We start from the raw sequence: 13,528 nt of genomic DNA on the forward strand, positions 1-13,528 counted from the left end.
GCTGGGGGCCGGATTGGCGGCAAGACTGTGCCGATTGTTACAGAAGATCGGGGGGCGTTGCCGCGTGCGCCAGCTCTTTTGTTACAGCGTCAAGCGGCTGGACCTGGGTCTGCTTCTCGCCCAGGCGGCGGACGCTGACTGTGCGCTCTTCGACCTCGCGGTGGCCGACGGCCAGGATCACCGGCACCTTGCCGACGGAATGTTCGCGGACCTTGTAGTTGATCTTCTCGTTGCGGATGTCGGCCTCGGCCCGGACACCGGCAGCCTTGAGCGTTTCGACCACTTCCAGAACATAGTCATCGGCCTCGGAGGTTATCGAGGCCACGACGACCTGGCGCGGCGCCAGCCAGAACGGCAGTTTGCCGGCGTGTTCTTCGATCAGGATGCCGATGAACCGTTCGAACGACCCCAGGCAGGCGCGGTGCAGCATCACCGGACGGTGTTTGGCCCCATCGGCGCCGATATAGGTGGCGTCCAGCCGTTCGGGCAGGACGAAATCCACCTGGAATGTGCCGCATTGCCAGTCACGCCCGATTGCGTCGGTCAGGACGAATTCCAGCTTCGGCCCATAGAAAGCACCTTCGCCGGGGTTCAGTTCCGGCTCGACCCCCGCAGCGCGGGTGGCGGTCAGCAGGGCTTCTTCGGCCTTGTCCCAGACCTCATCCGAGCCGGCGCGCTGTTCGGGGCGATCCGAGAATTTGACCTTGAAACTGTCAAAACCCAGATCCTTGTAGACATCGGTCAGAAACCCGATGAAGCGGGCACATTCATCGCCGATCTGGTCCTCGGTCGAGAAAATATGCGCGTCGTCCTGAGCAAAGCCGCGGACCCGCATGATGCCATGCAGCGCGCCCGAGGGTTCGTAGCGCGCGCAGGATCCGAATTCGGCCATGCGCAGCGGCAGGTCGCGGTAGGATTTCAGGCCCTGCTTGAAGATTTCCACGTGGCAGGGGCAGTTCATCGGTTTGAGCGCGTTCACGGCCTTTTCGCGGGCGTGTTCCTCGTCGACTTCGACGATGAACATGTTTTCCTGGTACTTGTCCCAGTGGCCCGAGCGTTCCCACAGCTTGCGGTCGACCACCTGAGGGGTGTTGACCTCGACATAGCCGCCGCGGTGCTGGGCACGCCGCATATAGTCCTGAAGCTGGGTGTAGATGGTCCAGCCGTTGGGGTGCCAGAAGATCTGGCCCGGGGCCTCTTCCTGCATGTGGAACAGGTCCATCTCGCGGCCCAGCTTGCGGTGGTCGCGCTTGGCGGCCTCTTCCAGCATGTGCAGGTGCGCCTTGAGCTTTTCCTTGCCGGTGAAGGCAACGCCATAGATACGCTGCAGCATCGGGCGGTTGCTGTCGCCACGCCAGTAGGCGCCGGCGATGGACATCAGCTTGAACGCGTCGCCGGGTAGTTGGCCGGTATGCTGCAGGTGCGGGCCGCGGCACAGGTCCTGCCAATGGCCGTGCCAATACATGCGCACCGGCTCGTCACCCGGAATCGCCTCGATCAGCTCGACCTTGTAGGGCTCGTTGTTGGCCTTGTAGAACGCGATGGCACGTTCGCGGTCCCAGATCTCGGTGGTGACAAGATCGCGCTTGTTGATGATCTCTTTCATCTTTTTCTCGATGAGGCCGAGATCTTCGGGCGTGAAGGGCTCTGCGCGGTCAAAGTCGTAGTACCAGCCGTTTTCGATGACCGGGCCGATGGTGACCTTGGTGTCGGGCCAGATTTCCTGCACCGCGCGGGCCATCACGTGGGCAAAGTCGTGGCGGATCAGCTCGTTGGCCTGAGCCTCGTCCTTCATCGTGTGAAGGGCGATTTCGGCATCCTGTTCGATGGGCCACTGCAGGTCCCAGTGCTGGCCGTTGACGGTGGCCGAGATGGCCTTTTTCGCCAGCGAGGTGGAGATGTCGGCAGCGACCTCGGCCGGCGTGACGCCTGCCGCGTAGGATCGGGAATTGCCATCGGGGAAAGTAAGAGAGACGGATTTCGTATCCAGGGCCATGATCTGGCTCTCCTCGTCGGTTTGGCGCCCACAGAACGCCCGGTTGCGGGTTATGGTGTCGGGTCCGTTTGGCAGGTGGTAGTGGCTGTGTCAAGCGTTGGCGGGCAGAGGGCTCTGCTCCGAGCGTGCCGCGGGATATCTGCCGCCAGATGACGGAGGGGCGGGAATTGCACTTGGGCGCGGCGCGTGCATGATGCTGGAAAAGCATGTGGGGATTTCATGGCAGCAACGACATTTCTGGAAACGCCGCAGGGGCGGCGGCTGGCCTATCACAAGAGCGAAGGGGCGGGGCCCACGGTCGTTTTCTTGGGTGGCCTGAAGTCGGACATGGAGGGCACCAAGGCGGTGCATCTCGAGGACTGGGCGCGGACACGTGGGCAGGCCTATCTGCGGTTCGACTATTCCGGGCATGGCGAAAGTTCCGGCCGGTTCGAGGAAGGGTGCATCGGGGATTGGCATGAGGACACGGTTGCGGCGGTTTCAGCGCTGACCGAAGGGCCGCTGATTGTGGTGGGTTCGTCCATGGGCGGGTGGCAGGCGTTGCTGCTGGCGCGGGCCATGCCCGAGCGGATCGCGGGGATGGTCACCATCGCTGCGGCGCCGGATTTCACCGAGGACGGCTATTGGGCCTCGTTCAGCGACGAACAGAAACAGGTGCTGGAGACGGTCGGGCATGTTGAACTGCCCTCGGACTACATGGAGCCTTACATCATCACCAAGCGGATGATCGAGGATGGGCGGACGCGGCTGGTGTTGCGGTCGCCGTTGAACCTGCCGTTCCCGGTACGGTTTCTGCAAGGCACGGCGGATACGGCGGTTTCCACCGAGACGGCGGTACGGCTGCTCGACCATGCCAGCGGTCCGGACATGCGGCTGTTGTTGGTCAAGGATGCGGATCACCGGTTCTCGGACGGGCCGTGTCTGGGGCTGATCGAAGATGCGGTTCGCGACGTGATGGGGGGCAACTGATGCGGCGGCTGGGGCGGTTTCTCGGGCGGGCCTTGCTGGCGTTGGTGGTGGTCGGCGGGCTGATCTACTGGTTGGGCCCGCGCGAAGAGGTGGATCTGCACCCGCGGTTCGATCCGCGCAAGTTCGGCGAGGGGATTCAGGTCTATTTCGAAAGCATCGAGTCCGCCTATGACGATATCGTGCCGGGTGTCGAAAAGCGGGTGATCTGGCGGGACGGATTCAAGGAACGGCGCACACCCTATTCTGTGCTTTATGTGCACGGGTTCTCGGCCTCGTCCGAGGAAATCCGCCCGGTGCCCGACAGGATCGCCGACGCGCTCGGGGCCAATCTGGTCTATACGCGCCTGCAGGGGCACGGGCGCGACGGGCTGGCAATGGCCGAAGGGACGGCCTCGGGCTGGATGCGGGACACGGCCGAAGGCCTGGCCGCCGCCCGCGCCGTGGGCGACAAGGTCATCGTGGTCTCGACCTCGACCGGGGGGACCCTGGCGGCAGCCGCGGCGCTGGACCCCGAACTGAGCAAGGACGTGGTCGGGATGGTGTTCATCTCGCCCAATTTCGGGGTGCAGGCGGCCGGATCCTGGATCCCGTCGCTGCCGTGGGCGCGCAGCTGGCTGCCGTTGCTGATGGGCGAAACCCGCGACGTGTCGGGCCCTGATCCGGAAAAGAATCTGTACTGGTCGTCCTCTTATCCGTGGGAGGCGGTGGTTCCGATGTCAGTGCTGGTCGATACCGTCTACGAGCTGGATTTTTCAGGCGCACTGGTGCCGGCTCTGTTCTGGTTCTCGGATGACGATCAGGTGGTTCGGCCCGACCTGACTCACAAAGTTGCAGAAGACTGGGGGGCACCTGCGACCGTTCAGACCGTAACTATGGGGTCGGGTGACGACCCGCAATCGCACGTCATTGCCGGACGGCTGATGTCGCCGGGGCAGACCGATGCGACGGTGGCAGGTATTCTGCAATGGCTGAACGGTTTTGGGGTGGAGTGATGGAGCAACGCGTCAGCCTGATCACGATCGGGGCCGAAGATCCCGAAGCCGCAGCCCGCTTTTACGAGGCGCTGGGCTGGCGCCGCACCGACAGCCCGGACGGGGTGATCGTTTTTGACCTGATCGGCCAGACGCTGGGTCTGTACCCATTGACCGCGCTGGCCGAAGAAATCGGGGTTGGCGTTGAAACCCTGGGTCGCGGCGCGATGACGCTCAGCCACAATTGCCGATCCAAGGAGGGTGTCGCCGAACTGCTGCAAGCTGCCGAGGCAGCGGGGGCCGAAATCCTGAAACCAGCCTCGGACGTGTTCTGGGGCGGGCACCATGGGTACTTTCGGGCACCGGATGGTTCGATCTGGGAAGTTGCGTTCAACCCGTACTCGGCCCTCGCGCCGGATGGGGCCTTTCGTTGGAACGGGTACTGAAAATGCGCCGACCAGGCAGCATGTGGAGCCTCGAGACCTTGGGCCGCGTGCGCCTGTCGCGCCATTTCTTCATGCGCGATTTCCTGTATTCCGAGATCGGGAGCTTTCACGAAAAACAGAACCTGCCGGACAACCCGGATCTGGCCATCGAAACCGGCCGTGCATTTTGCGAAACCCTTCTGGACCCGTTGGAGGAAACATTCGGGCGTGTTGCCGTCCGGTCTGGATACCGGTCGCCCTCGCTGAACCGGTTTGGAAACGAGAACAAGTTGAACTGCGCCCGCAACGATCATCCCCTTGAATGCCACATCTGGGACCGCGGCACAGGCGAGGCGCGAATTGCCGGAGCCTCGATCGTGATTCCATGGTTTGCCGACCGTTACGCGCAAGGCAGGGACTGGCGCGATCTGGCCTGGTGGATGCACGATCATCTGGATTATTCCGAGATCTGGTTCTTTCCCAAACTCTGCGCCTTCAATCTGGTGTGGCGGCCCACCCCGCTGCGCCGGATCGACAGCTACATTGCGCCCCGTGGCAGTCTGCTCAGGGCCGGTGCCGATCCGGATGAGACTCTGAGCGAACGCCGGCGGCGCTATGCGGACTTTCCCGAATTTCGCGCAATCCGCTATCCTTAAAGTTTTTCTTGCCCGTCTGCGCCGAAACTCTCATCCTGATCAACAAAACGGCCGAGCCGATCGGCCAGTACAAGGAGGCCCTGCGTGATCGAGCCGCTGGTCCTGTTGCCAGGATTGATGTGCGATGCACGGCTGTTTCAGCCACAGACAACCCGGCTGTCTCAGACCAGGCCGGTAATGGTCGCGCCGATCGGCGGCGGTGATCGGATCGAAGAGATTGCCTCGGCGCTTTTGGACCAGTTGCCGCACCGCTTTGCGTTGGCTGGTCTGAGCATGGGGGGCATTGTTGCGTTGGAACTGGTGCGCCGCGCCCCGGAACGCGTGACCCGCCTTTGCCTCATGGCGACGGATGCGCAGGCCGATACCCCCCAGATCGCCGCTGACCGCGAAGAGCTGATCGTTGCGGCACAGGCTGGCCGTCTTGAGGATGTCATGCGCAAGGTTCTGGGTTCGGACACGCTGGCCCCCGGACCGCAGCGGATCCCGATATTGAACGACATGCTGGAAATGGCGCTGGAGCTGGGACCGGAACTGTTCGTGCGCCAAATGCGCGCTCTGCAGCGCCGCCCGGATCAGCAGGGCACATTGCGGCGAATAAAGGTGCCGACATTGGTTCTGTGCGGGGCACACGACACTCTGACGCCGGTCAGAAAACACAGTTTCATGGCCGAGTTGATCCCCGGTGCAGCCTTGCATGTGGTGGACATGGCGGGGCATCTTCCGACGCTTGAAGCGCCGGGTGAAACCACCGACGCGCTGTCCGACTGGTTGAACATACCCGTGCGGGCTTTCTAGTCGTACAGCGCCTTGCGTTCTTCAAGGCTGATGACATGCGGAGCCACGACCGGATCGCCGGTTACGACGTCGAAGAACGGAGTTTGCTTCCAACGACCGGAAAGGCGCGCCGCAATGACTCTGCGGATCATGCCGAGAACAGCAGGAGCCACATTCTCGTGCTTCCATTTGCCATTCGCCTGCGGGACATGGGCGCGGGTCTTCACAGGCCCCAGAGGGGATGGATCGGAAAACCTGGCGACATCAAATCCGGCAAAGGGGAATTTCATGCTGCTGGTGGTGGTCGCCAAAGGCGCGTTGCAGCATTTGGCGTACCATCGAAACAGACCTTTGGGTCCCAGCCGCATCACGGCCAGGTTCTCGGCGCCTTTGGTGATGCGGATATATTCGGGCGACATCTGAAAAATGTCTACCGGCCCCGGTGCGGGGTCAGGTTGACCGAAATACAGCTGTCCGGCGCGGCAATCTGGGCAGAAACAGACGACATGGGTGCCACTGGACACCCCTTTGGCCGTGATCTCGCCGCTAAGCTCACCGCAGTTGCAGGCGAACGGAAGGGCAGGCGCCGGGTCTGCGGACATCAAGCAACCTTGTTGCTGTTGGCCGCGCGGCGGCGCGGTTTGCGGCTGTTTTCGTTCATGAAGTCTATGACCAGCGGGCGGATATTGTCACGCCAACTGCGTCCGGCGAAGATACCGTAATGGCCCGCGCCGGGTTCGACATGGCTGGCCTTCTTGCTGTCGGGCAGGCCGGTGCACAAGTCCAGCGCCGCGATACACTGACCGGGGGCCGAGATGTCGTCATTGGCGCCTTCGACCGTCTTGACCGCCACATCCGTGATTTTGCCGATGTCGACTTTGTGGCCAGCCACGATGAACTCATTCCGGGCGATCTCACGGTTCTTGAACACCCGCTCGACCGTCGAGAGGTAGAACTCTGCCGTCATGTCCATCACGGCCAGATATTCATCGTAGAAACGGTTGTGGGCGTCATGATCCGACGCCTCACCCCGCATGACGCGCTGGATCTGGTCGGAGAACGCCTTGCCATGGCGCTCGGCATTCATCGACATGAAGGATGCCAATTGAAGAAGCCCGGGATAAACCATGCGTCCCACGCCCTTGTATTTGAAGCCCACCCGCTGGATCATCGTTTCCTCAAGCTGGCCCATGGTCACCCGGCGGCCGAAATCGGTGACTTCGGTCGGGGTTGCGTCAGGGTCAACCGGGCCACCGATCAGCGTCAGCGTGCTGGGCTGCGCCTTGGGGTCGGTTTCGGCAAGGTACGCCGTCGCCGCAAGGGTCAGGGGCGCGGGCTGGCAGACAGCGACGACATGCGTGTCCGGCCCCAGCTCCTTCATGAAATCGACAAGGTACAGGGTGTAGTCCTCGACATCGAACTTGCCTTCGGACACGGGGATGTCGCGCGCGTTATGCCAATCGGTCACGTAGACTTCGCAATTGACCAGCAGGCTCTTGACGGTCGAGCGCAGCAGGGTGGCGTAGTGTCCGGACATCGGCGCAACCAACAGCACCTTGCGCGGTTGCTCTTTGCGGCCATTCACGCGAAAGTGGACCAGATCGCCAAACGGGCGTTCAAGCACGGAGGTGACATCCACCAGATGATCTTTGCCGTCTTCGCAGGTAAACGTTCGGATACCCCAATCGGGTTTCACGACCATGCGTTGAAACGTGCGTTCGGTTACTTCGCCCCACGCGGCCATCCAGTTGAATGCCGGGTTGGGGATCATGGAAAACTGGGGGTAGGACGCCATCGCGCTTGCGGTTGCACCAAGCCATTGGTTGGTGTTGCGCATGGTTTCCATCAGGTCGTAGGTCATCATGTAACGCACGGGAATGGCCTCCTAAATGTCAGCCTGAGAGTTCGGACCATTCGTCGCTTTGCCCCCCGGTGCCCACGACGATATTCTGCACAGCAGCGAGGTTAGGGGGGATTTGTTAAAATGACAACAAGTGAAGGCCACATGCCCGACTTAAGCGACGAACACGTTGAACGCCTTAAGGAAAACATGCTGAAAGTCGAAGACCTGTCCAAGCGGCTGATCGAGGTGATGGCGTCAAAAAAAGCTCATACTCCCGCGCTGGACGGCCCGAATCAGGAGCTTTTTGCAAGAGCAGCAACAGCTTATTGGGCCGAGGCCCTGCAGAACCCGGCCAAGTTGTTGGAACAACAGCTGGAATACTGGGGAAAGTCCGTCCTGAACTTTGCTGCGGCGCAGCAGGCCCTGCTGGCCGGCGAAGGCGAAGCGGACGAGGCTCCGAGCAAGGATAAACGCTTCTCGAACCCGCTGTGGGATACGAACCCCTATTTCCGTCTCGTCCGTCAGCAATACCTGACCAATGCCGAAGCCATCGCGAACGCGGTGGAGTCGGTCGAGGACTTGGACGCCAAGGACAAGCGGCGGCTGAAATACTTCTCGCAGCAGATTGTCGACATGATGTCGCCGACGAATTTCCTGCCGACCAACCCGGACGCTCTGCAGAAGGCGATCGAAACCGATGGCCAGTCGCTGATCCAGGGGCTGGAGAATCTTGTTGCCGATCTCGAAGCGAATGATGGCGAGTTGATCGTCAAGCTGGCGGACGAAAACGCGTTCAAGGTGGGCGGCAACCTGGCCACAACGCCCGGCGAAGTCGTCTATCGAAATCGGATGATGGAACTGATCCAGTACAGTCCTGCGACTGAGACGGTTTATGAAACCCCCGTCGTTCTGTTCCCGCCCTGGATCAACAAGTTCTACATTCTGGATCTGAAGGCACAAAACAGTCTGATCAAGTGGATCACCGATCAGGGCTATACCTTGTTCGTCGTCAGCTGGGTCAATCCGGATTCCAGCTATGCCGAAACGGGAATGGAAGACTACGTTCAGGACGGATTCCTGACGGCGGTCGAAGAGGCCAAGAAGATCTGCAAGGTCAAACAGGTCAATGCGGTCGGGTACTGCATTGCCGGAACGACCTTGAGCCTCACTCTGTCGCTTTTGAAACAGCGCGGTGACAAGTCGATCAAATCCGCCACGTTCTTCACGGCGCTGACCGATTTTTCGGATCAGGGCGAGTTTACCCCCTTCCTGCAGAATGATTTCATCGACGGGATCGAGGAAGAGGTGAACAAGGAAGGTGTGCTGCGGTCATGGATCATGGCGCGCACGATGTCGTTCCTTCGGTCTCGCGACCTGGTTTATGGACCGGCGATCCGCAGCTACATGCTGGGCGAGACGCCACCCGCCTTTGACCTTTTGTACTGGAATGGGGACGGCGCGAACCTGCCCGCGAAAATGGCCGTGCAGTATCTACGTGGCTTGTGTCAGCGCAACGAGTTCGCCTCGGACGGGTTCGAATTGATGGGCCACAAGCTGCATGTCCGCGACGTGGATGTGCCGTTGATGGCGATCACCTGCGAGACGGACCATATCGCCGCTTGGAAGGACTGCTATCGCGGTGTGCAGAAAATGGGTTCCCGCAGCAAAACCTTCATCGTTTCGGAATCGGGACATATTGCAGGCATCGTCAATCCGCCCAGCAAAAAGAAATACGGTCACTACACCAACCCCGATCTCAAGGCGGGTGCCGATACCTGGATGAAAGAGGCAAGCTTCCACGAAGGCTCGTGGTGGCCCCGCTGGGAGGCTTGGTTGAAGAAGCGGTCTGGCAAGCAGGTTCCGGCACGCGAACCGGGTGATTCGAGCCATCCACCGTTGGCTCCGGCGCCGGGAACCTATGTAGTCGCCAAACCAAAGTCTTGATTTCACATTGAAACTAAAAAATTCTGCGGTGCAGCAACAAAAAACTTGAAATGCTGCGCCGCAGCAATCATATTGTCCTCAAGCTGATGAAACCCGGGGTGGGCCCGGACCGGCTGAAAGGATTAGGACAATGGCAAAGACCCAAGACTTTACCGCGATCATGAAAGACATGATGGGCGCGTTCCCGGTGGACACCTCCGCCGTTGAAAATGCATTCAAATCGACCGCTTCGCTGAACGAAAAGCTGTCGGGTGTTGCTCTGGAAGCTGCCGAGAAATCGGCTGAAATCTCGAACAAATGGACCAAGGAAACTCTGGCCAAGCTGAGCGAGATGTCGAAAGCCAAAGCAGAGCCGGCCGACTACGCCAAAGCAGCAACCGATTTCGCCAGCGCTTCGGCTGAAGTTGCTGCCGAGAACCTGGCTGCTTTCGCTGAAATCGCCAAGAAAGTTCAGTCGGAAACCGTCGAACTGCTGATGGCTGCTGGCAAAGAAGCTGCGGAAGAAACCACCGCGGCCGTCAAGAAAGCCACCAACGAAGTGACCGCTGCTGCCAAGAAAGCAACGGCTGCCAAGTAAGCAAGATCCGCGAAACGCACCCATCCCTCCCAAATTGGTGCAATCGCTAAGGGCAGGTCCATTGACCTGCCCTTTCTTTTTGTTCTGCAGTCGCATAACCTCTGCTGCAACGCATCATCCTTGGGGAGGGTAAACGGTGTCGGACAAAGATAAACCTCTGCTGATCAAGCGGTATGCAAGCCGTCGGCTGTATAACACCGAGACCAGCGACTACGTCACGCTCGAGGACATCGCTGGGTTCATCCGCGACGGGCGCGAGGTTCAGATTATCGACCTGAAAACCGGCGACGACCTGACACGACAGTATCTGCTTCAAATCATTGCCGAACATGAAAGCCGGGGTGAAAACGTTCTGCCTGTGAACGTGCTGAATGACCTTGTGCGCAGCTACATGGTGCCGGGCGGGGGCATGATGCCGCAATTCCTGCAATCCAGCTTTGAGATGCTGCGCGAAAGCCAGGCCAAGATGATGGAAAACATGAGTGCGATGAACCCCATGAGCAGCATGCCCGGGTTCGAAGCAATGCAGGCGCAGCAGCAGGCGTTCCTGAAGGCCATGACAGGCGGGCTGTCGGGCAATTGGTCCGGGCCGGACAAGGACGAAGAAGGCAAGTCCGAGTCCAAAGAAGACCTGGACGACATCAAGAAACAACTGGCCGAGTTGCAGCAGAAGCTTTCCAAGCTCAGTTGATACCAGATAGGCCCGGACAATCCGGGCCTTTTCTTTCTGGCGTTGGGGTCAGGTGCCGAAGGCCACTTCGGGCGCGGTAACCTCGCCGACCGAGGCCAGGATGATGTCAGCGATTACATCCAGTTCCGCGCGGGTCAGGCGCACCGGCAGGCGCACGTCACAGGCCGACATCAGCATTGCGCGCGTTCGAGGCAGCTCGACCTGCTCTGGCAGAAACTGCCAGTTCCAGAAGGCGCGGGCGTTGTCCTCGCTCAGACCAAAGACCTGCACCTTGACGCCACGGCCCTCGGAGGCGGCGGCAAATGCCTTGATCTGGTCTTTGTTTAGATCGACCAGGTTGAACTGGATCGAGTCCGGCGCACGTCGTTCCGGTGTCAGCGGGTCGGGTACGTGGATGTGCGGTGAGCTGTTCAGGCGCTGCGCGACATAATCGTGGTTGGCCAGCCCGTCGCGCACCCGCCGCGCCAGTTCAGGCAGTTGGGGGCGGATCACCGCAGCGCTGAGGTTGCTCATACGCAGATTGTAAAGCGGCAGCTTGTTCTGCCATCGCGCAAAAGCTTGCTCCAGATCAGGTGTATTCTGGCCGTGCGGGCCTTTGTGTTTCTTCCAGTTGTGCTCGTAGGCGCCCGACATGATCACAGCGCGGGCGACCAGGTCGGGGTCGTCGGTGACAAGGATGCCCCCTTCGCCCGCGTTGATCATCTTGTAGGACTGGAACGAGAAACAGCCCACCTTGCCGATGGTGCCGATGTTGCGGCCATGCCAGGTGGTGCCCAGCGAATGGGCCGCGTCCTCGATCACCGGGATGTCGTGCGCGTCGCACAGCGCCATGATTGCATCCATGTCCGAGGTATGGCCGCGCATGTGGCTGATGATCACCGCCTGAACGCCGTCGAGCTTGGTCGCGAAATCGTCAATGTCGATGCGGTAATTGTCGCCCACCTCACACAGGACCGGGACGCAGTCGGCATGCACCACGGACGAGGGCACCGCCGCAAAGGTAAAGCCCGGGATCAGCACCCGCGCGTCCCGCGGCAGCCCCAGCGCCTTGAGCGACAGGAACAGAGCCGCCGAACAGGACGACACCGCCAGCGCGTATTTGCTGCCCAGCAACTCGGCGAACTCTGCCTCAAGCAAAGCAACCGGCGCGTCCTGCGGCGCGGTATAGCGGAACAGGTCCCCGGATTGCATCAGGGACTCGATCGCGTCTTTGGCAGCGGCAGGGATGGGTTCGGCGTCATGGACGTTGGGTGGCAGCGTCATATTTGATAATCCCAAATTCTATGTTTGGAAAAGATAAAATGAAAAGCTGAGCAAACCAAGTCTTCATTCGCCTGTTGGGCGAAATTTCACCGAACCGTCACAAGTTGCGGGTCAAAGGCCCAGCCGATCACGCAGGGCATACCAAGTCATCGCCAGCACCAGCAGAGGGCTGCGGAGGGCCGAGCCTCCGGGAAAAGGCAGAGCGGGCACGCGGGCCATCGTGTCGAACCCTTCGGCCTGACCCTGGATGGCCAGCGCCATCAACTGACCGGCATGGGTTGCAGTGCCGACCCCATGACCGGAATAGCCCGAGGCCGACAGGATGTTCGGCGCCAGACGCGTCAGGTAGGGCATCCGCCGCATGGTGATGGCCAGCGTGCCGCCCCAGGCATAGTCGATCCGCACGTCGCGCAGATGCGGAAAGATCTCGGTCATCGGTTTGCGGACCTTGGTGGCGATGTCGGACGGAAAACGATAGCCATAGCTCTCGCCACCGCCGAACAACAGCCGCCCATCGGCGCTGAGGCGGAAATAGTTCACCACGAATTTCGTGTCGGCAACCGCCACGTCCTGCGTCAGAACCTTTGCGGCCTCGGCGCCCAGCGGCTCGGTCGCGGCGATGAAATTGTTGATCGGCATGACCCGCGCCGCGACCTTGCGGTTCAGGTTGCCCAGATAGCCATTGCAGGCCAGAACCAGATGGTCGGCCGTGACCGAACCCTGTTCGGTGCGAACGGTGACGCGCGGGCCTTCTTCGATGCCCAGTACTTCGGTGTTTTCGTGCAGCGTCAGACCGGCGGCCAAGGCGGCCTCGGCCAGACCCAGCGCATAGTTCAACGGGTGCAGATGGGCCGCGCCCATGTCCAGATATCCGCCCGCATAGGCCGGCGAGGGACAAAGCACGCGCCCGGCTTCGGCATCCAGCTGCTCGATCTGGTCATAGCCATAGGCGGTTTTCAGGTGATCGGCGTGAGCGTGCAATTCGGCGCGTTCGCCGTCGCTGAAGCCCAACGTGGCGATGCCCGGTTTCAAGTCGCAATCGATGCCGTGGCGTTCGATCAGCGATTTGACCAGCGTCTTGGCGTCTTCGGCCAGATCCCACAGCTTGGCCGCGTCGTCGCGTCCGACCAGCTTTTCCAGGTCTTCCTGATCCATGCGCTGGGCGCTGCCCAATTGGCCACCATTGCGCCCCGAGGCGCCGAAACCCACGCGATGCGCTTCAAGCAGGACCACCTTGAACCCGGCCTCGGCCAGGTGCAGCGCGGTCGAAAGACCCGTATACCCTCCACCCACGACGCAAACGTCAGCGGTGACATCGCCGCGCAGCGGCTCGGTCGAGGTTCGCGGGTGCGCGGTGGCGGCATACCAGCTGGGCGGGTAGGTGCCGCGTTTGTCATTGCTGTACAGCAGGTTCATGGC

General features: G+C 60.9%; 13 protein-coding genes. 8 read left to right on the top strand and 5 right to left on the bottom strand.

Features of this window, described 5'->3' with window-relative positions; translation table 11 throughout:
- Nucleotides 1-37: 37 nt before the first annotated feature.
- A complete protein-coding gene (gene thrS, locus ACR0LD_RS02100) occupies nucleotides 38-1,996 on the bottom strand; it encodes a threonine--tRNA ligase (RefSeq protein WP_480635511.1) in 1,959 nt (652 codons plus the stop codon).
- Nucleotides 1,997-2,215: 219 nt separating this feature from the next.
- Here thrS and ACR0LD_RS02105 point away from each other — a divergent pair, with 219 nt between their 5' ends.
- From ACR0LD_RS02105 to ACR0LD_RS02125, 5 genes are all read left to right on the top strand, one after another.
- Complete coding sequence (locus ACR0LD_RS02105; protein WP_480635512.1) at nucleotides 2,216-2,965, top strand: alpha/beta fold hydrolase; 750 nt, start codon at nucleotides 2,216-2,218, stop codon at nucleotides 2,963-2,965.
- The gene (locus tag ACR0LD_RS02110) at nucleotides 2,965-3,957 is read left to right on the top strand and encodes an alpha/beta hydrolase (protein ID WP_480635513.1); all 993 of its coding nucleotides are present in this window, start codon (nucleotides 2,965-2,967) and stop codon (nucleotides 3,955-3,957) included. The genes ACR0LD_RS02105 and ACR0LD_RS02110 overlap by 1 nt, the downstream gene beginning before the upstream one ends.
- Nucleotides 3,957-4,382, top strand: a complete 426-nt coding sequence (locus tag ACR0LD_RS02115; protein WP_170443239.1) for a VOC family protein — start codon at nucleotides 3,957-3,959, stop codon at nucleotides 4,380-4,382. Before ACR0LD_RS02110 ends, ACR0LD_RS02115 begins: the two co-directional genes overlap by 1 nt.
- Nucleotides 4,383-4,402: 20 nt before the next feature.
- Nucleotides 4,403-5,017 carry a hypothetical protein gene (locus tag ACR0LD_RS02120; protein ID WP_480636264.1) on the top strand — a complete coding sequence of 205 codons (615 nt, stop codon included), beginning with the start codon at nucleotides 4,403-4,405 and terminating at the stop codon, nucleotides 5,015-5,017.
- An 84-nt stretch (nucleotides 5,018-5,101) separates the two neighbouring features.
- Nucleotides 5,102-5,812: an alpha/beta fold hydrolase gene (locus ACR0LD_RS02125; RefSeq protein ID WP_170358510.1), complete on the top strand. Its 711-nt coding sequence runs from the start codon at nucleotides 5,102-5,104 to the stop codon at nucleotides 5,810-5,812.
- Here the strand turns inward: ACR0LD_RS02125 and ACR0LD_RS02130 are convergent.
- Nucleotides 5,809-6,393: a DUF6151 family protein gene (locus ACR0LD_RS02130; RefSeq protein ID WP_170366506.1), complete on the bottom strand. Its 585-nt coding sequence runs from the start codon at nucleotides 6,391-6,393 to the stop codon at nucleotides 5,809-5,811. The genes ACR0LD_RS02125 and ACR0LD_RS02130 overlap by 4 nt on opposite strands.
- Nucleotides 6,393-7,664, bottom strand: coding sequence for a polyhydroxyalkanoate depolymerase (phaZ, locus tag ACR0LD_RS02135; RefSeq protein ID WP_170337826.1), 1,272 nt, complete (start codon nucleotides 7,662-7,664; stop codon nucleotides 6,393-6,395). Before phaZ ends, ACR0LD_RS02130 begins: the two co-directional genes overlap by 1 nt.
- A 111-nt stretch (nucleotides 7,665-7,775) precedes the next feature.
- Between phaZ and ACR0LD_RS02140 the strand changes: the two genes are divergently transcribed.
- The 3 genes from ACR0LD_RS02140 to phaR all read left to right on the top strand — a co-directional run bounded on the left by ACR0LD_RS02140 (nucleotide 7,776) and on the right by phaR (nucleotide 10,846).
- Complete coding sequence (locus ACR0LD_RS02140) at nucleotides 7,776-9,578, top strand: PHA/PHB synthase family protein (protein ID WP_170366505.1); 1,803 nt, start codon at nucleotides 7,776-7,778, stop codon at nucleotides 9,576-9,578.
- Nucleotides 9,579-9,708: 130 nt separating this feature from the next.
- Nucleotides 9,709-10,155 carry a phasin, PhaP gene (locus ACR0LD_RS02145; RefSeq protein ID WP_170338288.1) on the top strand — a complete coding sequence of 149 codons (447 nt, stop codon included), beginning with the start codon at nucleotides 9,709-9,711 and terminating at the stop codon, nucleotides 10,153-10,155.
- Nucleotides 10,156-10,291: 136 nt separating this feature from the next.
- Complete coding sequence (gene phaR / locus ACR0LD_RS02150) at nucleotides 10,292-10,846, top strand: polyhydroxyalkanoate synthesis repressor PhaR (protein ID WP_170337829.1); 555 nt, start codon at nucleotides 10,292-10,294, stop codon at nucleotides 10,844-10,846.
- Between the two features lie 48 nt (nucleotides 10,847-10,894).
- Here phaR and ACR0LD_RS02155 read toward each other — a convergent pair whose 3' ends face one another.
- Entirely contained in the window at nucleotides 10,895-12,109 is a 1,215-nt protein-coding gene (locus ACR0LD_RS02155; RefSeq protein ID WP_170358517.1) for a DegT/DnrJ/EryC1/StrS family aminotransferase, read from the bottom strand.
- 111 nt (nucleotides 12,110-12,220) lie between these two features.
- The gene (locus ACR0LD_RS02160; protein ID WP_480635514.1) at nucleotides 12,221-13,525 is read right to left on the bottom strand and encodes an NAD(P)/FAD-dependent oxidoreductase; all 1,305 of its coding nucleotides are present in this window, start codon (nucleotides 13,523-13,525) and stop codon (nucleotides 12,221-12,223) included.
- Nucleotides 13,526-13,528: the final 3 nt, after the last annotated feature.

Source organism: Ruegeria sp. BF8, assembly GCF_056538625.1.

What these genes read in the sequence shown, in the direction of transcription:
- ACR0LD_RS02115 (WP_170443239.1), top strand. Translation starts at nt 3,957, where the DNA reads ATGGAGCAACGCGTCAGCCTGATCACGATCGGGGCCGAAGATCCCGAA.
- ACR0LD_RS02110 (WP_480635513.1), top strand. Translation starts at nt 2,965, where the DNA reads ATGCGGCGGCTGGGGCGGTTTCTCGGGCGGGCCTTGCTGGCGTTGGTG.
- ACR0LD_RS02155 (WP_170358517.1), bottom strand. Translation starts at nt 12,109, where the DNA reads ATGACGCTGCCACCCAACGTCCATGACGCCGAACCCATCCCTGCCGCT.
- ACR0LD_RS02105 (WP_480635512.1), top strand. Translation starts at nt 2,216, where the DNA reads ATGGCAGCAACGACATTTCTGGAAACGCCGCAGGGGCGGCGGCTGGCC.
- ACR0LD_RS02145 (WP_170338288.1), top strand. Translation starts at nt 9,709, where the DNA reads ATGGCAAAGACCCAAGACTTTACCGCGATCATGAAAGACATGATGGGC.
- thrS (WP_480635511.1), bottom strand. Translation starts at nt 1,996, where the DNA reads ATGGCCCTGGATACGAAATCCGTCTCTCTTACTTTCCCCGATGGCAAT.
- ACR0LD_RS02130 (WP_170366506.1), bottom strand. Translation starts at nt 6,393, where the DNA reads ATGTCCGCAGACCCGGCGCCTGCCCTTCCGTTCGCCTGCAACTGCGGT.
- ACR0LD_RS02160 (WP_480635514.1), bottom strand. Translation starts at nt 13,525, where the DNA reads ATGAACCTGCTGTACAGCAATGACAAACGCGGCACCTACCCGCCCAGC.
- ACR0LD_RS02140 (WP_170366505.1), top strand. Translation starts at nt 7,776, where the DNA reads ATGACAACAAGTGAAGGCCACATGCCCGACTTAAGCGACGAACACGTT.
- ACR0LD_RS02120 (WP_480636264.1), top strand. Translation starts at nt 4,403, where the DNA reads ATGTGGAGCCTCGAGACCTTGGGCCGCGTGCGCCTGTCGCGCCATTTC.